Origin of the sequence: Dokdonia sp., assembly GCF_039945015.1 — a bacterium.
In the GTDB taxonomy this organism is placed as follows: Bacteria; Bacteroidota; Bacteroidia; order Flavobacteriales; family Flavobacteriaceae; genus Dokdonia.
This window is the reverse complement of record NZ_JBDUXP010000018.1, coordinates 214,622-241,063: the sequence shown is the minus strand read 5'-3', so window position 1 is coordinate 241,063 and position 26,442 is coordinate 214,622. Positions and strand designations below refer to the sequence as shown.

Below are 26,442 nucleotides of genomic sequence, written 5' to 3'. Positions count from 1 at the left end.
AAGCTTTCGGGATTTCTTTTTGGTATGCTTGTTGATTTGCTTTAAAAATTGTTTAACATTTTAAAATCAAATCTTATGAAAAATTCACAAGAAAGTAAGAACGTTCGCCAAAACAGTACTTACACAAAATCACGCAAGCATGAAGCAAATTTACGAAGAAATCCAACATTACACTTTCAGATTGGACTTATCCTAGCATTATTAGTCTCTATTTTCTTTATAGAGATGAGAATGCCTACAAAAGGATTAAATGAATCTTCTACCGATTTAGAGCTTGATGATCAAGAATGGGCAGATACTTTTGAGATAGAAAAAGTGCAAGTAGAAAAAGTAACTCAAAAACAACAACCCAAAGCTCAAGTACAGCAACCTGACGAATTCGAAGTAGTAGACAATGAGGTTAAAGATATCATAGAAACTCTTGTAAAAGCTGCAGAACCAGATCAAAACACGACTAATGATAATCTTCTAGAAACTACAGAAGTGGTAGACCCTATTGAAGATATAGGACCAATTCCTTTAAATTTTGTACAAAAAGTACCAATTTTTCCAGGATGTGAAGGTTTGAACTCTAATCAAGAACGTAAAGATTGTATGAGTAGTAAAATTTCTAAAATCATTAATAGAAAATTTAAGACAGAGTTAGGTGAAGAGTTGGGGCTTAAAGGAGTCAATAGAATACATGTACAATTCACAATTAACGATCAGGGTATTGTTACAGATATGAAGGCGAGAGGACCACACGTAGCATTAGAAAATGAAGCAAAACGAGTTATAGGATTACTTCCTAAAATGACTCCAGGAAAGCAAGGAGATAAATCTGTAGGTGTTATCTATGCACAACCTATTACATTTAAGATAGAAGATTAAGAATTAATATCTAAAATGAATCCCGTTACTGTTTTGTAACGGGATTTCTTTTTTGGTATGCTTGTTGATTTTATTTAAGAATTGTTTAACATTTTAAAATCAAATCTTATGAAAGATTTACAAGAAAGTAAGGACGTTCGCCAAAACGGCACTTACACAAAATCACGCAAGCATGAAGCGAATTTGCGAAGAAACACAACAGTACATTTTCAGATAGGGCTCATCCTGTCATTATTAATCGCTATTTTCTTTATAGAGATGAGAATGCCTACAAAGGCATTAAATGGACCTTCCAATCTAGAATTAGATGATCCAGAATGGACGATAGAAGTTCAAATGGAACAAAAGAAAGTCGAGAAAATTACTCAAAAGCGACCACCTAAAGCTCCAGTACAACAACCCGAAGAATTTGAAATAATAGATGATAAGGAGCCAGAATTAATAGAAGATCTTGTCGATGCTATAGAGCCAGATCAAAATGAAGTCATTCCGACTAATATTATCGAAACAACAAAAGAGGTCATTATTGATGATCCAGAAACGATAGTAGACTTTGTTGTTATAGAAGATGTGCCAGTTTTTCCAGGATGTGAAGGCCTTACTACAAATGAAGACCGTAAAGCTTGTATGAATAGTAAAATCTCAAAATTTATAGGCCGTAAGTTTAGATCAGAAAAAGGAGAAGGTCTCGGATTAGAAGGGGTTAATCGTATTTTTGTTCAGTTTACTATAGATAAAAGCGGTGTCGTTACAAATATAAAAACTAGAGGCCCTAGAAAAGAGCTAGAGCAGGAAGCTGGTAGAGTGGTTAAATTACTTCCTAAGATGACTCCAGGGAAGCAAAGAGGGGTTCCAGTGGGAGTTGTTTATAACCTACCTATTTCTTTTACAATACAGGATTAACTATAAAATACTATAGTAAAGAAAAATCCCGTTACTGTTTTGTAACGGGATTTTTGTGTTTTAAAATTCCTATCTTTCGCCTATTAATGCATAATACCTACTATATGCACAAGTATGTTATCCTTCTTATAAGCAGTATGCTCGCTGTCGCTTCTTTACAAGCGCAAGTAAACCCTAATCCTAGTGACTTTGAAAAGTACCCTATCTTTCCCGATTGTGAGACTGTCTCTATTGCAGATATCCCTAATTGTTTTAATGAAAAGCTCATTCAATTTTTTATAGACAATTTTGAAATGCCTTCAAAAGTGAAAGAACAACAATACGAAGGACAAATGGTTATGCTTTTTGAAGTAACCCCTAAGGGAGAATTTAAACTTCTTAATACAGAGGCCGTTTATACAGAATTGAAAGACGAAGCTCAGAAGGTTTTTGATAAGCTTCCTAAAGTGCAACCTGCTACATATAGTGGAGAACCTGTTTATATTCAGTTTGCAATGCCAGTTAAAATTCCGCTTTCGCGAAACAAAATAAAAGGATACACCATTTCAGATGCAGATGTGGTAACTTCAGATAGCAATGCACTAGAAGATCGTGCAGCTTCTAAAGAATTAGAAAATATAAAAAGTAAACCCTTTGAGAGAAAAGTTCAGTATCAAAGTCAACTTAATATTCCTTTTTCTCACGAAACGTATTCTCGTTTTGATAAAACATTAAATCGTATCGGAGTAAACACCCATACCGCAAGTCGTCCTTTCTTATATGATGTGGTTAATAACTATCATGATTTTGATTCTATAGTAGCTTCATTAGAGCTTGATAAAAAAAGCTGGTTAGGACGAAAATTCTTTAATGAAAACCTAGTGCGTTTTCAAGGAGACAATTATTGGTTTACAATAAACATAGGAGCAGATCTTCAATTAGGAACAGAAACAGATGATCGTAAAGTAGAAGACTTTACATATAATAATACACGCGCTGCATTCATACAAGGTGGTATAGGGAAGAAATTTAGTTTTTATACAGCGGTGTATGAAAGTCAAGGTCGTTTTGCACAATATTTTAATGATTATGCAAGGTCATTACGTCCAGATGGAGGAAATCCGGCAGTGATTCCGGGAAGAGGTATTGCAGCCCTAGGTAGAGGAGGAGACTTTGATTATCCCGTAGCTGAAGGATACATATCTTATACTCCTAGTAAATATTTTAATTTTCAATTAGGAACTGGACAACAATTTATAGGAGATGGATATCGCTCTTTATTGTTAAGTGATGTGTCATCTAATTACCCATATTTTAAAATTAATACAACACTGTGGAGACTTAAGTATACAAATACGTGGTCATCATATAGAGATGTAAGACCAGAAGTAACAGGAGATGGCGCTTTTACGTCTAAGTTTTCTGTAAATCATTACTTGAGTTATAATGTTAATAATAAGTTGAATCTAGGTCTTTTTGAATCTGTCATATCTGTAAATGATGGTGATGGAGGATTTGATGCTAGTTTATTAAATCCAATAATTTTTCTTAGAAATGTTGAGTTTCAGCGAGGGTCGCGTGGCGGAAATGCAATTGTTGGGCTGACTGGAAAATACAAGTTTACAAACAATATCAATGCGTATGCACAACTTGTCATTGATGAGTTGCGACTTTCTGAGATAACAAGTGGGAATCAAAATTACAGAAATAAACACGGGATACAAGTAGGGGTAAAGTATTATGACGCTTTTAAAGTGTCTAATCTTACGTTGCAAGCAGAGTTTAACCAAGTTCGTCCATATACGTATTCAAACAATGATCCATTACTTAGTTATACCAATACAAATCAAGCATTGGCACATCCATATGGAGCAAACTTTAGAGAATTTATTGCTATAGCAAGATATCATACAAAAAGATGGTATGGATCTGCGAGACTTATATACGGACAGCGAGGTTTTGAAGGAGATATTAATGATGTGTTTTTTGGAGGGAATGACCTTTTTGGAAGTGAGGACAATAGACCTAGTGATAATGGGATCGCATTACTGCAAGGAAATAGAGTAAATTCATTCTACGCAGATGTAGAAGTAGGGTACTTAGTAAATCCAGCGACAAACCTCAAAGCATTTATAAATCCTATTTTCAGAGATTTTAGTGCAGAGACACAAACAGATACTGTCTTTGATACGAGTACATTATGGTTTAATGTAGGTTTTCGCACAGACTTGTTTAATTGGTATTTTGATAATTAATTAGGTTTTTTTTGTGATACGCTTTCGCGAAAGCGGACTATAATAAATTAACACTTTTTCAAAATACTATTATAAGCTACCTTGACGTTATCATACTAAGCATACAACTACTTCAACTAAATTATCTAAAATGTCGTCAAGAATCGCCTTTGTGGGGATGGTTATTCTGTTGTTGCTGTCTTCCTGTCAAGAGTCAGGTTGTTATAAGTCTCAAAGAAATCAAATCTTAGGAAAAAACGAATACAATAGTAAAGTGTATCAGGAAGAGCTATACAGGCTTATTACCGAAAGTACTGATGTGGATTATTATTTTGAAATGCGTGAAGAAATTTTTGGGCAAAGCTACCTAGTTATTAATGCCTATGGGGATGCATTTTGCGGGAAGTTATGTCTTGTAATTCCAGAAGAGGATACAACAAGTGTAAAGCTAAAAGATTCTGCAGGATCACAAGGTGCACAACTTATAGGGCTGAGATACAAAAAACACAAAACCGACTATGGGTCGGCTTTGGTTTATGATTCTTTAGAATATATTGTAGATTAATAGCTAAGGAACAATCCTTCTTCCAAAATTAATCAGGATATGTGGTTTTTTAAAGCCAGTGGTTTTTGTTCTTTTTCTCCCGTTGTAATCTGTGATTATGAGTGTAGGGTATGAGGAAACTCCGTATCTGCGAGCTATTTCTATTCCTTTTTTTGATTCAGCATCTATAGAAACGTTGATAAAGTTTTTGTTATAATAGTCACCTACTTTAGAGTCCTTAAAACTTGTTCGTTTTAATTTTTTACAAGGGCCGCACCAAGTGGCATAAAAATCTACAAAAACAAATTTATTTTCTTTTTTAGCTTTTAGTAGAGCTTCTTCCCAACTTCCTTTAAAGAACCTAATTCCTTTTTTCTTATAACTGGTATCACTATAGCTTGATAGTGCAAAAGCTAAAAATAAGAGAAGAAGTATTCTGTTGCTTTTCATAATTAATATTGCGTGTTTGATAGGTAATAATCAAAAGGCAGTAATCAAAAATAAGAAATCTAAATGTCTAATGCTTCATTTCTTTTTCAATGGAGGTAATGCTTCTATAGGCAGCACGTCGCATTTTTTCTCCAGAAATAAAATCCTTTGCGGTTTCTTCATCAGAGTAGTATGCCGAGGTTAGTGATTGCATAGCGACAACTTCATCTTCGGTTTTCCCTTCCTTGATAGCTTGTGATACATTTTTATGTATTGCGACAAGCATATCATGATATTTTTGATAGTCAGCTCTTGTGGCTACAGGACCGTGTCCAGGGATGATCTTGGTGTCATTGTTAATAATCATTAATCCTTTTTTTGCGGCTTCTATATCACCAGCTAAGCTTCCTCCGCTATTTAGATCTATATATGGGAATCTAAATCTCCCGTGAAAATAAGTGTCTCCCGTATGAAGTACGTTGCTTTGTACAAAATATACAAGGGCATCTCCATCTGTATGTGCATTATGAACGTGTGTGATAAAGATGTCATTCCCGTTCATGTAAAATGTTGCATCGTCACTAAACGTAATTACAGGAAGTCCAGCCCCTGCTGTTTTCTCTGTTGCGGCAAGACGTTTACGTACATTGTCATGAGCAACAATCATAGTGCCTGAAGCTTCAAAATTTGCATTACCTCCCGAATGATCCCCATGAAAATGTGTGTTTACAAGAAATTTTATAGGCTTATCAGATATCTTTTTTATGGCTGATTGTATCTTTTCACTAAGTGGAGCAAATTGATCATCTATCATAAATACACCTTCGTCACCTATAGAGACGCCTATGTTTCCTCCAGCTCCAGTAAGCATGTAAATATTTTCTGAGACAGGTTCTACGTTGATTTTGACGTTATCAAAACGACCTTGAGCACTTGCTAATGTAGCTATACAAAAAAGTGCAATGCATGTAATTTTTTTCATGAGAATGGTTTGTGATAAGAGAGTGCAGTCGTAAGTTGATAAGAAAGCTTTCGCGAAAGCATAATTTTAACAGCTATTTAAGATCAATATAATGTTGTGTAAAAGACAATCAGGGAGTATCTTTGCACAACTTTTAAAATAGCTAAATTTCTGTTCATTTGAGCGAAGTCGCATCACATATCATTGCCGTGTCACCTTGGCAAGATTTTAAAGAAATCACTAAAATGCGATTGTCTATTAGCGTCGTGTTTTCTAGTGTCGCTGGATATTTTCTTGGAACATCACAAATAGATTGGCTTGTTGTAGGAATGCTTGCAGTAGGAGGGTATTTTATGGTCGGTGCTTCAAATGCCTTTAACCAGGTGATGGAGAAGGATTTAGACGCATTGATGGATCGTACAAAGAACAGGCCTGTGGCTTCTGGACGCATGTCTGTTAAGACAGCGCTAGGTATTGCAACCCTATTCACAGTACTTGGTCTTGTTACGTTATTTTATATTAATCCTCAGACGGCAATGTTTGGAGGGGTTTCTATATTTATGTACGTTTTACTGTACACACCACTTAAAACAAAAACACCACTGTCTGTATTTGTAGGTGCTTTTCCAGGTGCGATTCCTTATATGTTAGGATGGGTTGCTGCGACAAATGATTTTGGGATAGAACCTGGGACATTGTTTATGATTCAGTTTTTCTGGCAATTTCCTCATTTTTGGGCAATAGGTTGGTTCTTGTTTGATGATTATAAAAAAGGAGGTTTCTTTATGTTGCCTACTGGAAAAAGAGATAAAGGAACTGCAATACAGGTTATTTTATATACTATCTGGACAATTTTGATATCTATAGTGCCTGCTTTTGGAGTTACTGGAGGGTTATATCTATCTCCTATAGCAGCTGTTGTTGTTGGGGGCTTAGGATTGTTTATGTTGTATTGGGCAATAAAGTTGTATCAGAAAAGAGATGCAAAAACAGCAAAAAGATTAATGTTATCTAGTGTGACATATATAACGCTACTTCAAATTGTATTTGTTGTAGATAAATTTTTAAGATAATGGATTACACAGAAGGAGCAGAGAAGTATAAACAAGACCGAGCAAAGAAACAAATGCTTTGGTTTGGGATTATTAGTTTGTGCATGACATTTGCAGGACTTACGAGTGCATATATAGTAAGTATGGAACGTAAAGACTGGTTGGACAACTATGAGTTCCCGCAGTCACTTATTATTTCTACAGTTATCATATTGATAAGTAGTATTACTATACAAATAGCAAAGCGTACTATTGTAAATAATAATAGGCAATTTGGGACACTGTTCTTGGTAACAACATTAGTGCTTGGGTTTGCTTTTGTAGGATATCAATACCACGGGTTGTTTACAGAATTAACAGGTCAAGGTTATTTTATGACGGGAGAGTCAAGTAATATTACGACAACATTTTTATTTTTAATTGTTGCTGTACATATTGCTCACGTAATAGCAGGAATGGTCGCTCTTAGTACTGTTGTTATAAATCATATACGAGGGAAATATTCCAAAGAAGATCATTTGGGATTAACATTAGGAGTTACATTCTGGCATTTTTTAGGTGTGCTATGGATATTCCTCTTTATACTCATGTATACAACAAAGTAAATAAAGGTAAACAGGAGGCTTTATAGTCAAGGGATTAAATGAGAAATAGCCCTATAAAAATAAAAGCTATATAGACCCATTATAAATCCTGATTTAATCTTTGAAATACGCATAGAAAATACCTATTTTTGCAAACGATAAATTAACCAAAATGTCACTATGAGCGCTACTGTAACAAATACAACAAGCGAAGGTAAAACTTGGGGCGGTGGAAACCAGCCTCTTAAGGCAAGTTATGGAAAACTAATGATGTGGTTTTTCATCGTATCTGATGGATTATCATTTTCAGGATTCCTTGCTGCTTACGGCTTTTCTAGATTCAAGTTTATAGATTCTTGGCCTATTGCAGATGAAGTATTTACTCACGTTCCGTTTACTCATGAGAGTTATCCGATGATATACGTGGCATTTATGACCTTTGTTCTTATTATGTCCTCAGTAACTATGGTACTTGCTGTAGATGCGGGTCATCATATGAAAAAGAATAAAGTGATCTGGTATATGTTCTTCACTATTATAGGAGGAGCGATATTTGTAGGTTCACAAGCTTGGGAGTGGAATACTTTTATTAAAGGAGAGTATGGGGCTGTCGAAACTAAAGGTGGAAAAATATTACAATTCCAAAATACTAATGGAGATCGAGTTGCCTTAGGCGCTATTGCAACAACAATACCTACTGTAAGAACGCAACATGAGCGTAAGAACGGAATATGGTATGATTCAGAAGGGACACGATCTGAATTTACAATAGAAGAGATTAAAGCTGGATTTGCTGCAAATCCTGATCTTTTGATCCGTACACAACTCCTTACTGGAGAAGGAGAAAAAACAGTTCTTAGTAGAGAAGAATCTTTATTACGTTTAAATAGAGATGCTGCCTTGATTGTTGAGGGAGCAAACTTGAAACATAATGAATATGGAACTCCGTTATTTGCTGACTTCTTTTTCTTTATCACTGGTTTTCACGGTTTTCACGTATTTTCAGGAGTTATGATTAATATTATCATATTCTTTAATGTCATTTTAGGAACCTATGAACGTAGAGGTCACTATGAAATGGTTGAAAAAGTAGGACTGTACTGGCACTTTGTAGATTTAGTATGGGTATTTGTATTTACCTTCTTCTACCTTGTATAATTATAATAAGCATAAGAATTTAGTTGTTAAGCTATGGCACACGAACATAAATTAGAGATTTTTAGAGGACTTTTAAAATTTAAGTCTAACATAACAAAAATATGGGGAGTACTTATAATCCTTACTATTGTAACTCTTATAGAAGTTGTTTTAGGTATATATAAACCAGCATCTCTTATTGAGAATACATTTATAAGAATGAAACTCCTTAACTGGATATTCATCCTTCTTACGATATTTAAAGCATATTATATCACTTGGGACTTTATGCACATGCGTGATGAAGTAAAAGCGTTAAGACGTATGGTCGTTTGGACAGGTGTATTCTTAATCTTATACCTTGTGTTCATACTATTAACAGAAGGCGACTATATCTTTAATGTATACGATACAGGATTCCAGAGTTGGGATTTTTAATATAATAAAAAAGCGGTTTTATAACCGCTTTTTTTAGCACTACATATAGCGTCGTTATGTGACATAACGTAACCATATGTTACAAAAGAAAGTACTATGAAAAAGAAATTAGTGCTTATTGCACTTTTCGTTTTGCCCATTGTGGCCTATTTATTCTTTTCTTCAGGGATATATAATTTTGCAAACTTACCAACCCTTACAGCGGGAGTAGTAGATATTAATACGATCGCTTTGCGCGAAATAAAAACCCCTGGTCATTCTACAGATGCTCCATTAACATTTAAAGATCATGTAACAATTGTTGGGTATCTAGGAAATGAGCTTACTTCAAATATTGGGTATACTGCAAATTTGAATTTGATGATCTATAAATACTTTGTGAAGTATGAAGATTTTCAAATTATTCTTTTTGTAACCCCAGGAAATGAAAAAGCAATCACAGATTTAAAAATAGAGTTAGGAAGAATTTTTGATGTCTCAAAAATTCGATTTGTAGAAGCTACAAAAGAAGTAGCTATAGCACATTTTGAAAGTTTAGGGACACCATTGGATTTGATGTCTAATGGAGGACATCCAGACGTATTTATCATTGATAAAGCCTTGGCACTAAGAGCTGGTCATGAGGAGAAAAAGCCTAATCCATACGGGTATGATTTTACACAAGCTGTAGAGATGGGGTATATGAAAGATGATATTAAAATTCTTCTAGCAGAATATAGACTCGCATTAAAGAAGAATAATAACGCTAGTGATAAAATAGAACAACGTAGAGAAAAGAAATAATGCGTAAAAATACATACATAGGAATTGCTTTTATAGTACTTATTTTTGGGATTATATTTATCCCAAAAATTTTTAGAAGATATGTAAACGATGATGTTGTACGAGGAGGACGTATGCATGCTGTGGGAGAAGCAGAAGAAGAGTCAACGGATGGACTTGTCTATATAAATATCAATGGGAAGGATAGAAGAGTTCCGGAATTTGAATTTCTAGACCAGAATAAAGATACAATTACAGAAAAAACATATAGAGGTAAGGTATATCTAGTCGAGTTCTTTTTTACAAGATGCCCTGATATTTGTATCCCTATGAACCATAATCTTCAAGAAATAGCAAAACTTTTTGAGGGTAACTCTAATTTTGGAATTGCTTCATTTTCTATAGATCCAGAACATGATACACCAGAAGTTTTAAAGCAGTATGCAAGTGATTATGGTGTAACAAATCCTAACTGGCATTTTATGACAGGAAATAGATCAGATATATTAAAACTATCTAATGAAGGTTTTTACTTAGCAACAAATACAGAAGAAGACATAGAAAACGGATTATATCATTCTGGATTATTTGCACTCATTGATCAAAATGGTTTTATACGTTCCCGACTAGATGATCATGGAAACCCTAAACCTTATTATAGAGGATTTGTTCCTATGGATGCTATTGTAGGAGAAGGAGAGGAAGCCCCAGAAATAGATATTTTAATAGAAGATATAAAGAAATTATTAAACAAATAATGAGTGATCTTACAGAAAAAGAAAAGAAGTATCAAAAGTGGATTGTAGTATTATCGATTATAATCCCACTTGCAGTAGCAGGATTATTTGGTGTAAACCTTCCACGTATGGGTGTGGATGTACAACCGCTTACGTTTTTACCTCCTATTTACGCTTCTATTAATGGACTTACAGCAGTGGTACTTATTATAGCTGTAATGGCAATAAAAAGAGGAAATCGCACACTGCATGAACGTCTTATGAAGTTTGCAATTTTGCTTTCAGTACTTTTCTTGTTAATGTATATTGGATACCATATGACATCGGAGTCTACTTCTTTTGGAGGTGAAGGAGGTATCCGTTATGTGTACTTTTTTATACTTATTACTCATATTGTATTATCAATAGTTATTATTCCATTGGTGCTTTTTACCTATGTAAGAGCGCTAGCAGAACGTTTTGATAAACATAAAAAACTAGCAAAAATTACATTTCCTATTTGGTTATATGTTGCTGTGACGGGAGTCATTGTATATTTTATGATCTCACCCTATTACCTGCATTAATGAACATAAAGAAAAACATCATAGTCATTTTTATGGTATTGGTTTCCGCTTTCGCGAAAGCAGACATAATACCTTTGCCAGTTATGACAACAACGCAATGTGCTATGTGTCGTGCTGTATTGGAGTCTGAAGAAGATAATAGTACTGCAAAAGGAATTAATAATGGAATTAAATACCTTATGATTATCCCTTATATATTAGTAGGTGGGGTTTTTTACTTTATATATAAATCTAAGAAAAAAGATAAAGAGGAGCAATCTCAAGATTCTTTAACAAAACCATAACAGTATTTGCTGTAACAAGACCTCAAAATTATAGTCTTATGTAATAAGACTATATGTAACCAGCCAGAATTCATAGGTCTTAACACCATTTTCACACATTTTAAGCTTTTCATTGTTAATATTGTGTAATCAAGTATAGATTATGATTCAAATTAAAGATCTACATAAGTCATATCAAATGGGGAGTAACTCACTCCACGTTTTAAAAGGGATTGATTTCTCTGTTAAGGAAGGAGAATTAGTGTCTATTATGGGGTCTTCGGGATCTGGAAAATCTACACTACTTAATATCTTAGGGATGCTGGATGAAGCAGACCAAGGATCATATACATTAGATAATGTACCTATAAAAAACCTTAACGAGAAAATAGCAGCTCAATACCGCAATAAATTTTTAGGGTTCATCTTTCAATCTTTTAATCTTATTAATTATAAAAATGCACTTGATAATGTGTCGATGCCACTATATTATCAAGGGATAAAGCGTAAAGAACGTACTGATAAGGCCATGCATTATTTAGAAAAAGTAGGATTGGCAGATTGGGCAACACATTTACCTAGTGAACTATCAGGAGGGCAAAAACAGCGTGTGGCAATAGCAAGGGCACTAGCTAGTGATCCAAAAGTGCTACTGGCCGATGAGCCTACAGGAGCGTTAGACACTCAAACATCTTATGAGGTTATGGAGCTTATACAAGGGATTAATGACGAAGGGAAAACAATCCTTGTTGTTACTCATGAACCAGATATTGCTGAGATGACAAAACGTATAGTTAATCTTAAGGATGGACGAATCATAGATGATAGACTTGTGAACCAAATAATCGCCAAAGCTCATGTTTGATATAGAACGCTGGCAAGAGATTTTTGAAACCTTGAGTAAGAACAAACTTCAGACGTTCTTAACCATGGTTTCTGTGTTTTCAGGAGTACTTATTCTGATCATTCTTATAGGGTTTAGTACAGGAATTCAAAATGGAGTGCGAAGTGAATTTGAACAAGATGCGACAAATAGAATCGCTGTGCGTCCAGGGATTACAACAAAAGAATTTAAAGGTTTAAACCCAGGAAGGCGTATTCAAATGCATAACTCAGACTTTGAAGAAATAAATACAAAGTATGAAGATGATATAGAATATAAAACAGGTATTTATAATATTTGGGGTGGTCAGACTACATATGGAAAAGAATCTGGAAACTATCGTATAGAAGGGGCTTATCCAGATCAACAATTTATAGAAAATGCAAGCATGGTTGCTGGTCGTTTCCTAAGTCAAGATGACCTAAAAGAATCTCGAAAAATTGCAGTTATTGGTAATCAAGTAAAGCGAGATCTATTTAAAAATGAAGATGCAATAGGTGAAACTATTAAAATTTTTGACATTAACTTTAAGGTAGTTGGTGTATATACAGATCCAGGAGGAGAACGAGAAGAAACACGTGTTTTTATACCACTCCCTACTGCTCAGAAAGTTTTTAATGGGGGTGATAGAATACGCTCTCTAGCATATACTGTAAATATGTCTGAAAACTTTGAGGAAGCTGTTGCATTATCAGAATCTCTATCTGAAAATTTTGAAACCGATCTTAAAGCAAAATATAGTGTAGCTCCAGATGATCGTAGTGCTTTTAGAGTAAATAATACATTAGAAGAAGCTCGTAAGATTTATAGTTTAATAGACACCATAAGTGGTGTATTTTGGTTTATAGGTCTAGGTACTATTATAGCAGGAGTCGTTGGAGTAGGTAATATTATGCTTATTGTTGTAAAAGAGCGCACCAAAGAAATAGGTGTCCGTAAAGCCTTAGGAGCATTGCCTAGCTCTATTATAGGAATGATTTTACAAGAAGCGATTTTTATTACCTCTATAGCAGGATTTACAGGCTTATTTTTTGGTGTTATCGCGCTTAATATTGCAAGCCCATTTATAGATAGTGCCTTTATTAAATTTCCAAGAGTAGATTTTGTAACTTCAATATCTATTGTGTTAATTATCATATTTGCAGGAGCATTAGCAGGGTATTTTCCAGCAAGACGAGCTGCAAATATCAAACCTATAGAAGCATTAAGAGATGAATAAGATTTGTCTTTTTATGCTTTCGCGAAAGCGTACTAAAAAAGTAAACTATGTTTAATAAAGAACGTTGGTCCGAAATATTAGAAGCCTTAAATGCAAATCGTTTTAGAACGATGCTTACTGCTTTTGGTGTTTTTTGGGGTATTCTTATTTTGGTATTACTACTGGCAATGACTACAGGATTGCGTAATGGTGTAACGTCAGATTTTGGAGATTTTGCAACCAACTCCATTTTTATGTGGGGGCAAGGTACATCAAAGCCTTATAAAGGATTACCTAAAGGTCGTAGAGTGCAGTTTAAGCTTGAAGATGTAGCCATGCTTAAAGAACAAATGCCAGAACTTAAATATGTCTCACCCCGTAATCAATTAGGAGGATATCAAGGGGCAAATAATGTAACGCGCAAAGAAAAAACAGGAGCGTTTAGTGTATCTGGAGATTATCCAGAGTTTATTAAACAACAACCTATGGATATTACTGCAGGTCGTTTTTTAAGTTATTCTGATATTAATGAAAAAAGAAAGGCAGCAGTTATAGGGGTAGACGTAGTAAAAGCATTGTATGACTATGGAGAAGATCCTATAGGAACTTATATTAAAGTAAACGGTGTAAACTTTATGGTAGTCGGAACTTTTAAGTCTACAAATAGTAATGGTGATGATGAGGAAGACGCCAACACTATATTTATTCCATTTACGACATTTGGTCAAGCTTTTAATCGTGCAGATAATGTAGGATGGATGGTACTTACCGCTCATGATAATGTAAGTATTACAGAATTGAAACCACGTATTTTGAGTATCATGAGGAATCAACGTACGATACATCCAGATGATAAAAGAGCGATAGGAAACTTTGACAGAGCAGAAGCATTTGGACGGATTAATGGTCTTTTTGATATTCTTACGTTGGTAGGTTATGTAGTAGGTGCGCTTATTTTATTGTCGGGAGTGATAGGAATTATTAATATCATGCTTATTGTCGTAAAAGAGCGTACTAAAGAAATAGGAGTGCGAAGAGCTTTGGGGGCTAGTCCTTGGAATATAAGAGCACAAATCTTACAAGAATCAATGGTGCTTACAATGCTCTCTGGTATGTTTGGAGTTGCAGTAGCTGCGGGAGGGATTTGGCTTATGAATTATTTTCTGGGACCTTCAGGGTCTGTAGAGAATTTTGCAAATCCATCAGTACACGTAAGTATAGCTTTTGTAGCATTATTAATCCTTGTTGTTTCCGGACTTATCGCAGGACTTATACCTGCAATAAAAGCAACACAAATCAAACCAATAGATGCATTGCGCATCGAATAATAAAAATTATCAAATAAATAGCAGACTAAAATGAAGAGAACAGGAACCATCATTGTCTTAGCATTAATTGTAATAGTGTTTGGAATCGGTATTTGGTATTTATGGATGAAAGACAGGCAAGACCCTGTAGTCTATAAAACAGAACAAGCAAGTACAAAAACTATTGTAAAGAAAACAGTAGCAACTGGAAGTATTGTTCCTAAAGAGGAAGTGCTTATCAAGCCTAATATTTCTGGAATTATTGATGAGATCTATGTAGAAGCGGGAGATCAGATTAAAGCAGGAGATCTTATTGCAAAAATTAAAGTAGTGCCTAATGCCTCATCATTAACAAATGCAAAAAATAATATTGCAGGCGCTCGTACAGGATTAGAAACAGCGAGACTTGCGTTGCAAAATCAGAAAAGTATTTATGATAGACAAAAAGCACTTTTTGAAAAAGGAGTAGTTTCTGCAAATGATTTTGACGGCATTCAAAATGCGTATAATCAAGCAGATCAACGTGTAAAACAAGAGCAGGTAACTTTAAATAGTGCGTTGCAGAATTATGATATTATAAAGACAGGAACTACAAGTGGTCTTGGTGTCGCAGCAACAACACAGGTGCGATCTACAATTACAGGAATGATTCTAGATGTCCCTGTAAAAACTGGAAACCAAGTAATCGAAGCAAATAACTTTAATGATGGAACTACCATCGCAACACTTGCCGATGTAGATAAGATGATTTTTGAAGGGAAGGTAGATGAGAGTGAAGTAGGAAAGATTAAAGAAGATTTACCTTTAGAAATTACAGTAGGGGCTATCGAAAACATGAAATTTGATGCAATATTAGATTATATTGCACCTAAAGGTGTTGCAGAAAACGGAGCGATACAATTTGAGATTAAGGGGACTTTAGCCACTATAGATTCTACTACATTTATTAGAGCAGGTCTTAGTGCAAATGCTAGTATTATCTTAGCCAAGGCAGACTCTATACTTGCGATAAAAGAAGCTTTAGTGCAATATGATACAAAAACAAAAACGCCTTATGTGGAGATAGAAATTGGAGATCAGCAATTTGAACGTCGTGATATAGAACTAGGGATTAGTGATGGTATTTTTGTTGAAATAAAGAACGGTGTTTCTGGAGACGATAAGATAAAAATTTGGAATCAAATTAAAGCTCCTCAAGGATTTGGTGGTAGAGGATAATCTCTTTAAATGCAGTGTTTTTGCGCTTTCGCGAAAGCAATAAAAAATAAACAAACATTTTTTGTAACATAAATACGTTTCAATAGTCATATTGGACATCAATCGATATTATGAGAAAATTAATTATTATATGTTTTACACTCTTAATTTCTGTAGCAGGATTTGCTCAAGAAAAGAAATGGACATTACAAGAGTGTGTACAGTACGCTTTAGATAATAATATTTCTATAAAGCAATCTGAATTAGATATTGAAAGTAGAGCTATCGATAGATCTGATGCTACTGGTGCTTTTTTGCCTACAGTAAATGGATCTGTAAGCATTTCTGAACGTACAGGTTTGAGTTTTGATCCGATTACAAATAATGCAAGCACAGAAACATTCTTGTCTGCAAATGGAGGAATAAATCTTGGATATAACCTTTTTGATGGATTACGTAATGTAAGACAAGTACAAAGAGCAAAGTTATCTACAGTGGCCTCTGAGTATAATTTGGCTAAAATCAAGGATGATATTTCGTTATTTGTAGCAAATGGATTTTTGGATATTATATTAAATAAAGAAAATCTTAAAACTATTGAAGCTCAAAATGCAGTGACGCTTGAACAAATAGAGCGTACACAAGAATTAGTAGACGGAGGGGTTTTACCTAAAGGAGATTTACTTGAGATTAAAGCTACTGCAGCAAGTGAACGTCAGCGTATTGTAGCTGCACGTAATGCAGTTATATTATCTAGAGTAAGTCTTGCACAACTACTAGCGATACAAGATTATCAAGGTTTTGATGTTGTAGATAGTGAGTATGGGATTTTTGGTGAAGAAATGGTAGATAAGCCAGTAGAGGCCATTATAGAGAGTGCAAAAGATAGTAGGTTTGAAATCAAAATTGCAGAGCAAAATTTAAGCTTAGCAGAGAAAGATTTACAAATATCAAAAGGAGCTTATTATCCAACATTAAGAGCTTTCTTTGGGTACAACACTACATATTCAGATTCTGATCCTAGAGATTTTGTAGATCAATTATATTTAAATGACGGAGTAAATTATGGTTTAACTCTCAATATACCTATCCTTAATGGGTTTGCAACAAGAAATAATGTAAAACGTAGTAAAATTAATATAAGACGTAATCAAAACTTAGTAGATCAAGCAAAACTTGATTTAGAGTCTACTATATATCAGGCATACACTGGAGCTAGAGCAGCAAAAGAAAGTTATGAAGCTGCAGCAGCAGCTTTAGAATCTCAAGAACTGGCGTATGAATATGCAAGACTTAGATATGACGTAGGTCGTACAAATGCATTTGATTTTAGTCAGTCTAAGTTGCGTTATGATAATGCACAAATTGAATTAACACGATCAAAGTACGATTATATATTTCGTATTAAGGTACTAGAACTCTATTTTGGAGTGCCAGCTACCGAACTTAAATTCTAACCAAAATGAATAAAAAGACATTAATTACTGTTCTTATTATTGCTGTTGTACTAATTGGATTATTATTATTTGGCAGTAAGCAAGGATGGTTTGGGAAAAAAGGAAATTTTAAAGAGGTAGAAGTAGAAAAAGTTGAACGCGCCACTATTATAGAGACTGTTGCAGCAACTGGAAAAATACAACCTGAAGTAGAAGTTAAACTATCTTCAGAAGTATCTGGAGAGATCATTGAACTCCCTATTAAAGAAGGGCAAGATGTTAAGAAAGGAGATCTTTTGGTTCGTATAAATCCAGATCTAGTTCAAGGAGCTCTTAATCAAGTGCAAGCAGCTTTACAAAACTCTCGTTCAGGTCTTGCACAAGCAGAAGCAAATCTTAAAGTAGCAAAACTTAATTTTGATCGTAATAAGCCATTATTTGATAAAGGAGTGATTTCAAAAGCAGATTTTGATAGAGCACAATCAGATTATGAAGTTGCACAAGCAAGCAAGCAAAGTGCCTATTACAATGTACAAAGTGTTGCAGCTCAAGTAAAGCAAGCTCAAGATAATCTAGGACGTACATCTATATTTGCACCTAGAGATGGTACCATATCAAAACTTAGTGTTGAGCTAGGAGAACGCGTTGTGGGAACTGCTCAACAAGCAGGAACAGAGATTGTACGTGTTGCAAATCTTACCAATATGGAAGTAGAAGTAGATGTAAATGAGAATGATATCGTAAAGATTGAAGTAGGAGATTCTACAATGGTTGAGGTAGATGCATATTTAAAGAAAGAATTTAAAGGTATCGTTACAGAAATTGCAAACTCTGCCGAAGCTACATTAACGTCAGATCAGGTGACAAATTTTAAAGTAAAAGTTCGTATTCTTGAACAATCTTACAAAGACCTTCTTGAAGGGAAGTCTGCTACATATTCGCCATTTAGACCAGGTATGACAGCAACGGTAGATGTAATTACAAATAAGAGAGAAAAAAGTATATCAGCACCTATAAGTGCAATTGTAATAAAATCGGATACAAGTGCTACCAAATCATCAAAACCTAAAAAAGATATTAAGGGAGATGAAAAAAAGTTTGAATGTGTCTTTGTTAAGAATGATGGTAAGGCAAAACTTAAAGTTGTAACTACAGGAATTCAAGATGATTCTAATATAGAAATTTTGTCAGGATTAGACGAGGGTGATGAAATTATCACAGGACCTTATAATTTAGTAACTAAAACCCTTAAAACTGGAGATAGGGTAGAGGTGAAAAAGGAAGAGGAAGATGTTCCTGAAGAAACAGATGAATAATGATATCTAATATATTATGTATTGAGACAGCCACCACAAATTGTTCGGTGGCTTTGTCTATTTATGGAGACGAGGCAGTATTAAGAGAAGATAATGCTTCCAAATATTCTCACGCAGAACGTTTACATCCATATATAGAAGAAGTCCTTTTGGTTGCAAAAATAAAAAAAGAAGATCTTACAGCTATTGCTATAAGTAAAGGACCTGGAAGTTATACAGGTTTGCGTATAGGGGTTTCTGCTGCAAAGGGATTGTGTTTTGCATTAGGAATACCTCTTATTTCCATTCCTACATTAACAGCATTATCACATAAAGTAGAAGCAGACGAAGGATCATATATCATCCCCATGCTTGATGCAAGAAGAATGGAAGTATACAGTGCAGTGTTTGATTCAAACAACGATCAGATACGAGAAACTGAAGCTCAAATTCTTGAAGAAAATTCTTTTTCTGAATATTTAGAGAAGGGGAAGGTATATTTTATAGGTAATGGAGTTGCAAAATTTGCTGAAATATGTAACCATCCAAATGCTATTTTTATAGAAGAGACACTGCCATCTGCAACAGAGATGTGTCAACTGGCAGAGATCAAAAATAAAACTGGCGACTACGAAGATGTGGCTTATTTTGAACCTTATTATCTTAAGGACTTTATAGCTGGTGTTCCTAAAAAGAAATAACGATAAGGAGTTTTACTTGTTATAGAATATCTTATATTAAAAAAGCTCCCTTATTACTAAAGTAATATGGGAGCTTTTAAATTTTTAGAATGTCTGTGACTATTCTTCTTTGTGAATTTCGACAGAGTGAGGGTAAGGGATTTCAATACCAGCTTTGTCTAATTCTATTTTACAGTTTTCTATCGTTTGGAAATAAACATCCCAGTAGTTTTCTGGGGTAGCCCATGGGCGTACTTCATAGTTTACAGAACTATCTGCGAGTTCACCCATATTTACAGATGGAGCTGGTTCTTGTAAAACTTTATCTTGAGAAGCCATTGCTCTCATAAGCGCTTCTTTTGTTTCTCTAATATCTGCATCGTATGAGACACCAATAGTAAGATCTACTCTTAATTCCCCTAATTCTGTATAATTTTTTATGTTGCCATTAGACAATGATCCGTTTGGAAGAATAACCAATTTGTTTCCTGGAGATGCCATTTTTGTTGTGAAAATCTGAATGTCAGATACAACACCTATTTCTCCTTGTGCCTCTATTAGATCACCTACTTTAAAAGGTTTAAATAACATGATGAGGACTCCTCCTGCAAAGTTGGATAATGATCCTTGTAAAGCAAGACCTACAGCAAGACCAGCAGCAGCAAGAATTGCAGCAAATGAAGCAGTGTCTATGCCTAATTGTCCTAATATTGCAATAATTAATAAAACGAGTAATATTGTGCTTACAAGATTAGACAAGAACTTCTCTAAAGTTTCGTCCATGTTTTCGTTCTTCTGAAGCATTTTCTTGAAGAACTTCATGATTTTTTTAATGACCCATTTACCAATAACCCATATTAGGATTGCCATAATAATTTTAAGTCCGTATTCCGAGCCTTTTTCTATGGCAAGGTCGATCCATTTTTGATACTTTTCCATGTGTGTTTTAAGTTGCTGTTTTAAAAGAATAAAATTAAGAAAAATACAATGAGTTGATATGCATTCTATTTTTAAAATAAATAAATAATTGAAAAAGAATATTCATCGATATGAATAGGTTATACATCTATGATTTGTGATGATTCTTTATACATTATTGTTTTATAAGTTTTAAAGCTTCTTCTACTGTTTTTACAGGGAGTTTACAGGCGTTATTTACACAGACGTAGATAAGTGTTTCGTTTTTAAGATAACGTCCTTCAAAAATCTCCTGTGTGCTTTCTCCTGTGCTAGCTGCAATTAATTTATTAGGTAGGTAGAGGGAATTAAGTTCAGTAAGCACTTCTTTTGCTTTTGATCCTACAACGACAAGTTCGTAATACGGTTTTGTGTAATTGAGATGTAAATCAAGCCAATTACTAAAAGCCGTAGGTGATTTATCAATCTCTGGTTGAATATTATTAAGCATGGTTACTACGGTCTGAGTGTATGCTTTATCTAAGTAGTAATGAGATAGGGTAAAGATATTTTTTGCCATCATAGAATTAGAAGCTGGAATAACTTTATCTATATATTCTGTATTACGACTTATCAAATCAAGATCCTCATTAGATGTAAAGAAAAACATACTGTTCGTTTTATCTTGGAAGTGAGTAAAGGTGTAGTCTGTTAATGCTTTTGCTCTTTCTAGCCATACGACATCTGTAGTTACTTCAAATAGGGCAATAAATGCGTCTATTGTGCTTGCATAATCTTCAAGGTATGCATTAATAGCACTTTTTCCATTTTTATAATTTCGATCAAGGCCTCCATCTTTGCGTAGCATATTATCTACGATGAAGTTTGCATTTTTAAGAGCAATGTCTAGAAATCTTTGCTCGTTAAAAACACGATATGCATCGATATATCCTTTAGTCATAAGGCCATTCCAGCCTGTTAGGATTTTATCATCTAAGCGGGGTCTTTCTTTATTGCTTTCGCGAAAGCGTAATAAATCCTTTTTCCATTGTGTTTGTTTTTCTTTAAAGGAGTCAATCGTAAGTCCGTGTTCTTTTATAAAATCAGTGTCAGTATCTTTACGTATTAAGACATAATTATCTTTCTCCCATTTGCCATAACTATTTATGTTATAATAGGAAGCAAATAAGTCAAAGTCTTCTTTGAGAAGCGTCTTAAGCTCTGCTTTAGTCCAGACGTAATAGGCTCCTTCTTCTAGCTCTTCTTCATTATTAAGACTGTCTGCATCAAGGGCACTGTAAAAACTTCCATCGGGTGTGGTCATTTCACGGGCGACATACTCTAATGTTTGGTATACGGTTTCTTTGTATAGTTCATTTTTTGTAACAAGGTATGCATCGCTATAGAGGCTTACTAATTGAGCATTGTCGTATAACATTTTTTCAAAATGAGGGATGTGCCAATTTTTGTCGGTACTATATCTTGAGAAACCACCTCCTACATGATCGTTTACACCTCCATATGCTATTTGTTGGAGTGTTGTATTTACATAAGCTAATAGTTCTTCGTTTTGAGCTTGGTGTGCATAACGTAGTAAAAATTGATAGTTGTTGGGCATCATAAACTTAGGAGCGCTATTAATTCCTCCTTTATGTGTGTCCCAATATGTAGACCAAGTGTCTAAAGAAGCAATAATTGTCTCTTCCTTAAATGTAGGTTTGTTGGGGTTTGTAGTGACGATGTTTCTTGTTTTTATTCCAGAGGCAAGCTTGTCTGCAAATTCTACTAATGAGTTAGGATTTTCTATAAATGCAGAAGAAACTTGTTTTAAAGCATGGGTCCAATCTTCTTTAGGAAAATAGGTGCCTCCCCAAATAGGTCTTCCGTCTGGAAGTGTAATTGCATTAAGTGGCCATCCGCCTGCTCTACCAGTCATAAGTTCGACAGCACTCATATAGACATTATCTACATCTGGTCTTTCTTCTCTATCTACTTTTATATTAATAAAGTTTGCATTCATAAAATCGGCGACAAGAGAATCTTCAAAGCTCTCATGCTCCATTACGTGACACCAGTGACAGGATGAATATCCTATGCTTACGAGTATTAATTTATTTTCTTTTTTTGCAAGAGTTAGTGTTTCCTCATTCCAAGGCTTCCAATTTACGGGGTTGTGTGCATGTTGTAACAGATAAGGGCTTGTTTCGTTAATGAGGTCATTTGTGTATTTATGCATATCAGTATCATCTTGACTTTTACAATTCCAAAGTATAAGAGTCATTAGGATAAGTGAGAGGAATTTATATGTGTTCATAACAGTAAAAATACAAACAAAAAAAAACCTATCTAGTGATAGGTTTTTTTTGTTTGTATATGTGTAGACTATTTTATCTCAAAAGTAAGTCTGAGGTTTACACGATATTCTGTAACTTCATCTCCATCTACTACTGCGCTTTGCTCTGCAACATATACTGATTTGATGTTTTTTACAGTTTTTGATGCTTGTTTTACTGCATTTTGAGTTGCATCTTCCCAGCTGTTTTTAGAGCTAGATAATACTTCTATAACTTTCATTACTGCCATAATTATTTCTTTTTTTAAGTTAAAAAATAGGTTGAGTTTGTAAGTTACAAATAATCAGTAAATTATTGTATTGTGCGTTTTATTCTCAGAAACTAGGCACTTTATCTTACCCATTGATCGCTTCAACGACGTTTATGCGACCAGGAAGCATTTGTTTAAGCATATTTTCTATTCCATTTTTAAGTGTAAAAGTAGAAGAAGGACATCCACTACAAGCACCTTGTAAAATAACAGATACGTTTTTTGTTTTCGCATCATAATTTTTGAAAACAATATTACCACCATCACTTGCCACTGCTGGTTTTACATATTCTTCTATAATGTTTACAATTTCTTTTGATGTGTCATCTAGATTTTCAAACTGAGCCTCAGCAATGCTATCAACTTGTTGAGGTGTTTTAAGTTGCTCTTCAGTTATAACTTCTTTTCCGTCTTGTATAAAGTTTCTTATAAACTCACGGGTTTCTGTAACTACTTCGTCCCAATTTGTCATTTCATATTTCTGAACACTAACATAGTTTTCATCAAAAAAGACTTCTTTTACAAAAGGAAAATGAAATAATGCTTTTGCTAGTGGAGCATGAGCAGTATCATCAATAGTTTTAAACTCAAATGGAGAGGTAACTAATTTTTTATTTGCTACAAATTTTAGTGTAGAGGGATTAGGAGTGCTCTCTGCATATACGGTTACTGGGATTTTTTTTGCAGCTACATCTTCTATGATAACTAGTCCATTATCATTAAGGAAGTCTTCTATTTGTTGAGACACTTCATTTTGAATATCTATCCATTCTACAATATTATATTTTTCAATAGCTATAAAGTTTTGAGCGATATATACTGTTTTGACAAATGGGAGGTAAAATAATTGTTGTGCAAGAGGAGAATTTGTAGCTTCATCAATATTTGTAAACTCATAACTATTATGATTTACTAAGAATTGACTTGCTTGGAATTTTTTTATTGCTGGATTTGAAGTACCTTCAATGGTAATACTATATGTAGACATTACAATTATTTTTATGCAAAGATAATTATAATGACCTTTATTAATACTATGAAGTGAAGCTTTAAATAGTGTAAAGAATCTTTAATAGTGGAAGTTGCATTGTGTTAAAAAAAAGGGTGATGATTCAATAAATACATAAAATTGTCGTTATGCAATTCACAGGTGTTCAATATAAGTTGTAATTCCCTATATTTACGCCCCTTGAAAACTACATATTTCATGAAAAGAATCCTACGCTTCTTGTCATTAGTAAAGAATTTTAATCGTGCATTAACAGATGCGCACATAGTCTTATGTAATTATATGGCTAATGATTTTCTACATATAGTTTTTAATAATATAATGCCTGTTAAATCACAGTGCTTTAATACAAAAATTTATATATTTGAACGTTATAGTACTTGGCGTACGGCTCTAATTAGTATAAATACATCACAATTTATATATAATAAAGCTGTGCTTAAGCCTATATTACAAAAAAAATAGTCCCATGAAGTTAAAAAAATACTATATAATACTGGCATTATTTTGCACGCAATTTGTTGTTGCTCAGGAAGGATTGCCTGTATTTCTTGATTACCTTCAAGATAATCTTTACTTGCTACATCCTTCTATGGCTGGTGCTTCAAAAACAGCAAAACTTAGGGGGACAACTCGTAGTCAATGGGCTGGGGTTGACGATTCACCTGCATTGCAAACCATAAGTTTAAATGGTAGATTAGGAGAAAAAGTAGGAGTAGGAGGAATATTATTTAATGATAGTAATGGGTTTTTCTCTCAACAAGGAGTATATGCTACATTTGCTTATCATCTATTATTATCTCGTAATTATGTAGATTTAAATCAACTTTCTTTTGGTTTAAGTGTTGGAATTTTACAAGGGAAGTTGGATGAAACCAACTTTGACCTTACAGATTTTGATCCTATAATATTTGGTGTAGAACAATCAGATTCTTATGTGAATGTAGATTTTGGATTATCTTATAACTTTTTAGATTTTTCTGCACATTTTACTGTTAAAAATGTATTACCAGGAAATAGAAGTTTTTCTGAAGACTTCGAGTTTTTCGAACAAAATAACCAACGTAGATATATAGTATCACTAGGATATGTTATTTCTCCTAATTTTTCAGATTGGAGTTTTGAGCCTTCTGCTTTATTCCAAGCTACAGAACGTACTGGTGAAGCAAACGTTGATTTAAATGTAAAGGCATATCGCAAATTAGACTGGGGTAAATTATGGGGAGGAGTTTCTTATAGAAGAAGTCTAGATGGAGCAGAATTTACTTCTAACGGAGCAACTGTAGATATACAGAAAACTCAATTTATAAGTCCATTTGTTGGCGGATCATATGATAGATTCCTATTTGGATATACATTCTCTAGTCAAACAAATTCTGTTGTATTAACAAGTGGTGGATTTCATCAAATCACATTGGGATATAACTTAGGAGACAATAAAGACCCTTATGATTGTAATTGTCCAGCAGTAAATTAAATAAGAAATTAAAATATATAAAAAGGCTCGATTGTATAACAATCGAGCCTTTTTGGTTTTCTAGATGATGTAGATTAATTATTAGATGCCATAAGGGCTAAGAATTTATCTAAGTTTGGTAAAATAATAATACGTGTTCTACGATTAATAGATCTATTTTCCTTACTGTCATTGGTGACTAAAGGGATGTAACTGCTTCTTCCGGCTGCGATGAGTTTTGTAGGATCTACATTATATATGTTTTGTAACTCTCTAATGATGGCTGTAGAGCGTTCTACACTGAGTTCCCAGTTGTCTTTTATATGGGCTCCTTCTTTTACTGGCCTGTTATCTGTATGCCCTTCTACCATAACTTCTATAGCAGGTTCAGAATTTACAACATCTGCAATTCGTTTTAATAATTTATCGGCCTCTTTATTTACTCTATAGCTTCCCGATTTAAATAATAACTTATCTGAAATAGAAATCATAACAACAGTTTCATTTATGTCAATAGAAATATCATTGTTTTGTTCTTGTTCTGTAATGTCACGATCCAGATTCCGTTTTAGGTTATAAGAGATCACGAGATTCATAGAGTCTTCTAGTGTACGAGCTTTGGCAAGTTCACTCTGATCTACTTCTTTTAAAGTTTTTATCATACGTTCCTTAACCTCATTTGATATTACAGCTCCATTATTGGTTCTATCTAATTTTTGATCATTTGATATAATGAGCTGTTCATTTATATCTTTTAATGAATTTATCTTTGAGTTGTATTCTGTAACTCGAGTTTGGATAGCGCCATATTTAGAGGCTAACTCCTCTTTTTCTACTTGAGTCTTTGTAAGAGTCACTCTTGTGTTATCATATTGAGATTGAAGTTCTACATATTTTTTTTTTGAAACGCAAGAAGTAACAATAAGAGAAACTCCTATTAAAATCATGAAAGTTTTTTTCATTTTAATTTGGGTTTTAATGTGTTGTGCTACTAGATGATAGTAGCTTTTAAATTTATACT

27 protein-coding genes are annotated in these 26,442 nt (G+C 34.0%); 20 read left to right on the top strand and 7 right to left on the bottom strand.

Annotation, left to right across the window (positions count from 1 at the left end):
- The first annotated feature begins 75 nt into the window (after positions 1–75).
- From ABJD27_RS12750 to ABJD27_RS12735, 4 genes are all read left to right on the top strand, one after another.
- Positions 76–870, top strand: a complete 795-nt coding sequence (locus tag ABJD27_RS12750; protein WP_348165301.1) for an energy transducer TonB — start codon at positions 76–78, stop codon at positions 868–870.
- A 108-nt stretch (positions 871–978) separates the two neighbouring features.
- Positions 979–1,773 (top strand): energy transducer TonB, encoded by a 795-nt coding sequence (locus ABJD27_RS12745; protein ID WP_348165298.1) that lies wholly within the window; start codon positions 979–981, stop codon positions 1,771–1,773.
- 104 nt (positions 1,774–1,877) lie between these two features.
- A complete protein-coding gene (locus ABJD27_RS12740; protein WP_348165295.1) occupies positions 1,878–4,007 on the top strand; it encodes a gliding motility protein RemB in 2,130 nt (709 codons plus the stop codon).
- 130 nt (positions 4,008–4,137) lie between these two features.
- Complete coding sequence (locus tag ABJD27_RS12735) at positions 4,138–4,551, top strand: hypothetical protein (protein WP_348165292.1); 414 nt, start codon at positions 4,138–4,140, stop codon at positions 4,549–4,551.
- Positions 4,552–4,554: 3 nt separating this feature from the next.
- Here ABJD27_RS12735 and ABJD27_RS12730 read toward each other — a convergent pair whose 3' ends face one another.
- Positions 4,555–4,980 (bottom strand): thioredoxin family protein, encoded by a 426-nt coding sequence (locus tag ABJD27_RS12730; protein WP_348165289.1) that lies wholly within the window; start codon positions 4,978–4,980, stop codon positions 4,555–4,557.
- Between the two features lie 67 nt (positions 4,981–5,047).
- The gene (locus tag ABJD27_RS12725) at positions 5,048–5,941 is read right to left on the bottom strand and encodes an MBL fold metallo-hydrolase (protein WP_348165286.1); all 894 of its coding nucleotides are present in this window, start codon (positions 5,939–5,941) and stop codon (positions 5,048–5,050) included.
- A gap of 158 nt (positions 5,942–6,099) precedes the next feature.
- Here ABJD27_RS12725 and cyoE point away from each other — a divergent pair, with 158 nt between their 5' ends.
- The 15 genes from cyoE (at position 6,100) to tsaB (ending at position 19,476) form a co-directional block, all read left to right on the top strand.
- Positions 6,100–6,993 carry a heme o synthase gene (gene cyoE / locus ABJD27_RS12720; RefSeq protein ID WP_348165283.1) on the top strand — a complete coding sequence of 298 codons (894 nt, stop codon included), beginning with the start codon at positions 6,100–6,102 and terminating at the stop codon, positions 6,991–6,993.
- On the top strand, positions 6,993–7,577 hold the full coding sequence (locus ABJD27_RS12715; protein WP_348165280.1) for a cytochrome c oxidase subunit 3: 585 nt from the start codon (positions 6,993–6,995) through the stop codon (positions 7,575–7,577). The genes cyoE and ABJD27_RS12715 overlap by 1 nt, the downstream gene beginning before the upstream one ends.
- 159 nt (positions 7,578–7,736) lie before the next feature.
- Complete coding sequence (locus tag ABJD27_RS12710) at positions 7,737–8,714, top strand: cytochrome c oxidase subunit 3 (RefSeq protein ID WP_348165277.1); 978 nt, start codon at positions 7,737–7,739, stop codon at positions 8,712–8,714.
- A 33-nt stretch (positions 8,715–8,747) separates the two neighbouring features.
- A complete protein-coding gene (locus ABJD27_RS12705) occupies positions 8,748–9,131 on the top strand; it encodes a cytochrome C oxidase subunit IV family protein (protein WP_348165274.1) in 384 nt (127 codons plus the stop codon).
- Between the two features lie 96 nt (positions 9,132–9,227).
- A complete protein-coding gene (locus ABJD27_RS12700) occupies positions 9,228–9,914 on the top strand; it encodes a hypothetical protein (RefSeq protein WP_348165271.1) in 687 nt (228 codons plus the stop codon).
- The gene (locus ABJD27_RS12695; RefSeq protein WP_348165268.1) at positions 9,914–10,651 is read left to right on the top strand and encodes an SCO family protein; all 738 of its coding nucleotides are present in this window, start codon (positions 9,914–9,916) and stop codon (positions 10,649–10,651) included. The genes ABJD27_RS12700 and ABJD27_RS12695 overlap by 1 nt, the downstream gene beginning before the upstream one ends.
- Entirely contained in the window at positions 10,651–11,196 is a 546-nt protein-coding gene (locus ABJD27_RS12690) for a DUF420 domain-containing protein (protein ID WP_348165265.1), read from the top strand. The genes ABJD27_RS12695 and ABJD27_RS12690 overlap by 1 nt, the downstream gene beginning before the upstream one ends.
- 83 nt (positions 11,197–11,279) lie before the next feature.
- The gene (locus ABJD27_RS12685; RefSeq protein ID WP_348165643.1) at positions 11,280–11,480 is read left to right on the top strand and encodes a hypothetical protein; all 201 of its coding nucleotides are present in this window, start codon (positions 11,280–11,282) and stop codon (positions 11,478–11,480) included.
- 142 nt (positions 11,481–11,622) lie between these two features.
- Positions 11,623–12,324: an ABC transporter ATP-binding protein gene (locus tag ABJD27_RS12680; protein WP_348165263.1), complete on the top strand. Its 702-nt coding sequence runs from the start codon at positions 11,623–11,625 to the stop codon at positions 12,322–12,324.
- Positions 12,317–13,561: an ABC transporter permease gene (locus tag ABJD27_RS12675; RefSeq protein WP_348165260.1), complete on the top strand. Its 1,245-nt coding sequence runs from the start codon at positions 12,317–12,319 to the stop codon at positions 13,559–13,561. Before ABJD27_RS12680 ends, ABJD27_RS12675 begins: the two co-directional genes overlap by 8 nt.
- 47 nt (positions 13,562–13,608) lie before the next feature.
- Positions 13,609–14,868: an ABC transporter permease gene (locus ABJD27_RS12670; protein WP_348165257.1), complete on the top strand. Its 1,260-nt coding sequence runs from the start codon at positions 13,609–13,611 to the stop codon at positions 14,866–14,868.
- 30 nt (positions 14,869–14,898) lie between these two features.
- Complete coding sequence (locus ABJD27_RS12665; RefSeq protein WP_348165254.1) at positions 14,899–16,065, top strand: efflux RND transporter periplasmic adaptor subunit; 1,167 nt, start codon at positions 14,899–14,901, stop codon at positions 16,063–16,065.
- A gap of 110 nt (positions 16,066–16,175) precedes the next feature.
- Positions 16,176–17,501, top strand: a complete 1,326-nt coding sequence (locus tag ABJD27_RS12660; RefSeq protein WP_348165251.1) for a TolC family protein — start codon at positions 16,176–16,178, stop codon at positions 17,499–17,501.
- Positions 17,502–17,506: 5 nt separating this feature from the next.
- A complete protein-coding gene (locus tag ABJD27_RS12655) occupies positions 17,507–18,796 on the top strand; it encodes an efflux RND transporter periplasmic adaptor subunit (RefSeq protein ID WP_348165248.1) in 1,290 nt (429 codons plus the stop codon).
- Positions 18,797–18,798: 2 nt separating this feature from the next.
- Entirely contained in the window at positions 18,799–19,476 is a 678-nt protein-coding gene (gene tsaB, locus ABJD27_RS12650) for a tRNA (adenosine(37)-N6)-threonylcarbamoyltransferase complex dimerization subunit type 1 TsaB (RefSeq protein ID WP_348165640.1), read from the top strand.
- Positions 19,477–19,575: 99 nt separating this feature from the next.
- Here tsaB and ABJD27_RS12645 read toward each other — a convergent pair whose 3' ends face one another.
- The 4 genes from ABJD27_RS12645 to ABJD27_RS12630 all read right to left on the bottom strand — a co-directional run bounded on the left by ABJD27_RS12645 (position 19,576) and on the right by ABJD27_RS12630 (position 23,944).
- Positions 19,576–20,394, bottom strand: a complete 819-nt coding sequence (locus tag ABJD27_RS12645; protein ID WP_348165245.1) for a mechanosensitive ion channel domain-containing protein — start codon at positions 20,392–20,394, stop codon at positions 19,576–19,578.
- Positions 20,395–20,548: 154 nt separating this feature from the next.
- The gene (locus ABJD27_RS12640) at positions 20,549–22,666 is read right to left on the bottom strand and encodes a thioredoxin domain-containing protein (RefSeq protein WP_348165242.1); all 2,118 of its coding nucleotides are present in this window, start codon (positions 22,664–22,666) and stop codon (positions 20,549–20,551) included.
- Positions 22,667–22,734: 68 nt separating this feature from the next.
- Positions 22,735–22,935, bottom strand: coding sequence for a dodecin family protein (locus tag ABJD27_RS12635; RefSeq protein WP_348165239.1), 201 nt, complete (start codon positions 22,933–22,935; stop codon positions 22,735–22,737).
- Between the two features lie 106 nt (positions 22,936–23,041).
- A complete protein-coding gene (locus ABJD27_RS12630) occupies positions 23,042–23,944 on the bottom strand; it encodes a NifU family protein (RefSeq protein WP_348165236.1) in 903 nt (300 codons plus the stop codon).
- A gap of 490 nt (positions 23,945–24,434) precedes the next feature.
- Between ABJD27_RS12630 and ABJD27_RS12625 the strand changes: the two genes are divergently transcribed.
- Positions 24,435–25,442 (top strand): type IX secretion system membrane protein PorP/SprF, encoded by a 1,008-nt coding sequence (locus tag ABJD27_RS12625; protein WP_348165233.1) that lies wholly within the window; start codon positions 24,435–24,437, stop codon positions 25,440–25,442.
- A 74-nt stretch (positions 25,443–25,516) separates the two neighbouring features.
- Here ABJD27_RS12625 and ABJD27_RS12620 read toward each other — a convergent pair whose 3' ends face one another.
- Complete coding sequence (locus ABJD27_RS12620) at positions 25,517–26,383, bottom strand: flagellar motor protein MotB (protein WP_348165230.1); 867 nt, start codon at positions 26,381–26,383, stop codon at positions 25,517–25,519.
- Positions 26,384–26,442: the final 59 nt, after the last annotated feature.

What these genes read in the sequence shown, in the direction of transcription:
- ABJD27_RS12740 (WP_348165295.1), top strand. Translation starts at nt 1,878, where the DNA reads ATGCACAAGTATGTTATCCTTCTTATAAGCAGTATGCTCGCTGTCGCT.
- ABJD27_RS12680 (WP_348165263.1), top strand. Translation starts at nt 11,623, where the DNA reads ATGATTCAAATTAAAGATCTACATAAGTCATATCAAATGGGGAGTAAC.
- ABJD27_RS12745 (WP_348165298.1), top strand. Translation starts at nt 979, where the DNA reads ATGAAAGATTTACAAGAAAGTAAGGACGTTCGCCAAAACGGCACTTAC.
- ABJD27_RS12750 (WP_348165301.1), top strand. Translation starts at nt 76, where the DNA reads ATGAAAAATTCACAAGAAAGTAAGAACGTTCGCCAAAACAGTACTTAC.
- ABJD27_RS12660 (WP_348165251.1), top strand. Translation starts at nt 16,176, where the DNA reads ATGAGAAAATTAATTATTATATGTTTTACACTCTTAATTTCTGTAGCA.
- ABJD27_RS12640 (WP_348165242.1), bottom strand. Translation starts at nt 22,666, where the DNA reads ATGAACACATATAAATTCCTCTCACTTATCCTAATGACTCTTATACTT.
- ABJD27_RS12675 (WP_348165260.1), top strand. Translation starts at nt 12,317, where the DNA reads ATGTTTGATATAGAACGCTGGCAAGAGATTTTTGAAACCTTGAGTAAG.
- ABJD27_RS12730 (WP_348165289.1), bottom strand. Translation starts at nt 4,980, where the DNA reads ATGAAAAGCAACAGAATACTTCTTCTCTTATTTTTAGCTTTTGCACTA.
- ABJD27_RS12700 (WP_348165271.1), top strand. Translation starts at nt 9,228, where the DNA reads ATGAAAAAGAAATTAGTGCTTATTGCACTTTTCGTTTTGCCCATTGTG.
- ABJD27_RS12625 (WP_348165233.1), top strand. Translation starts at nt 24,435, where the DNA reads ATGAAGTTAAAAAAATACTATATAATACTGGCATTATTTTGCACGCAA.
- ABJD27_RS12705 (WP_348165274.1), top strand. Translation starts at nt 8,748, where the DNA reads ATGGCACACGAACATAAATTAGAGATTTTTAGAGGACTTTTAAAATTT.
- ABJD27_RS12695 (WP_348165268.1), top strand. Translation starts at nt 9,914, where the DNA reads ATGCGTAAAAATACATACATAGGAATTGCTTTTATAGTACTTATTTTT.
- ABJD27_RS12635 (WP_348165239.1), bottom strand. Translation starts at nt 22,935, where the DNA reads ATGGCAGTAATGAAAGTTATAGAAGTATTATCTAGCTCTAAAAACAGC.
- ABJD27_RS12645 (WP_348165245.1), bottom strand. Translation starts at nt 20,394, where the DNA reads ATGGAAAAGTATCAAAAATGGATCGACCTTGCCATAGAAAAAGGCTCG.
- ABJD27_RS12710 (WP_348165277.1), top strand. Translation starts at nt 7,737, where the DNA reads ATGAGCGCTACTGTAACAAATACAACAAGCGAAGGTAAAACTTGGGGC.
- ABJD27_RS12725 (WP_348165286.1), bottom strand. Translation starts at nt 5,941, where the DNA reads ATGAAAAAAATTACATGCATTGCACTTTTTTGTATAGCTACATTAGCA.
- ABJD27_RS12655 (WP_348165248.1), top strand. Translation starts at nt 17,507, where the DNA reads ATGAATAAAAAGACATTAATTACTGTTCTTATTATTGCTGTTGTACTA.
- ABJD27_RS12630 (WP_348165236.1), bottom strand. Translation starts at nt 23,944, where the DNA reads ATGTCTACATATAGTATTACCATTGAAGGTACTTCAAATCCAGCAATA.
- ABJD27_RS12665 (WP_348165254.1), top strand. Translation starts at nt 14,899, where the DNA reads ATGAAGAGAACAGGAACCATCATTGTCTTAGCATTAATTGTAATAGTG.
- ABJD27_RS12685 (WP_348165643.1), top strand. Translation starts at nt 11,280, where the DNA reads ATGACAACAACGCAATGTGCTATGTGTCGTGCTGTATTGGAGTCTGAA.
- ABJD27_RS12620 (WP_348165230.1), bottom strand. Translation starts at nt 26,383, where the DNA reads ATGAAAAAAACTTTCATGATTTTAATAGGAGTTTCTCTTATTGTTACT.
- ABJD27_RS12715 (WP_348165280.1), top strand. Translation starts at nt 6,993, where the DNA reads ATGGATTACACAGAAGGAGCAGAGAAGTATAAACAAGACCGAGCAAAG.
- ABJD27_RS12670 (WP_348165257.1), top strand. Translation starts at nt 13,609, where the DNA reads ATGTTTAATAAAGAACGTTGGTCCGAAATATTAGAAGCCTTAAATGCA.
- ABJD27_RS12690 (WP_348165265.1), top strand. Translation starts at nt 10,651, where the DNA reads ATGAGTGATCTTACAGAAAAAGAAAAGAAGTATCAAAAGTGGATTGTA.
- ABJD27_RS12735 (WP_348165292.1), top strand. Translation starts at nt 4,138, where the DNA reads ATGTCGTCAAGAATCGCCTTTGTGGGGATGGTTATTCTGTTGTTGCTG.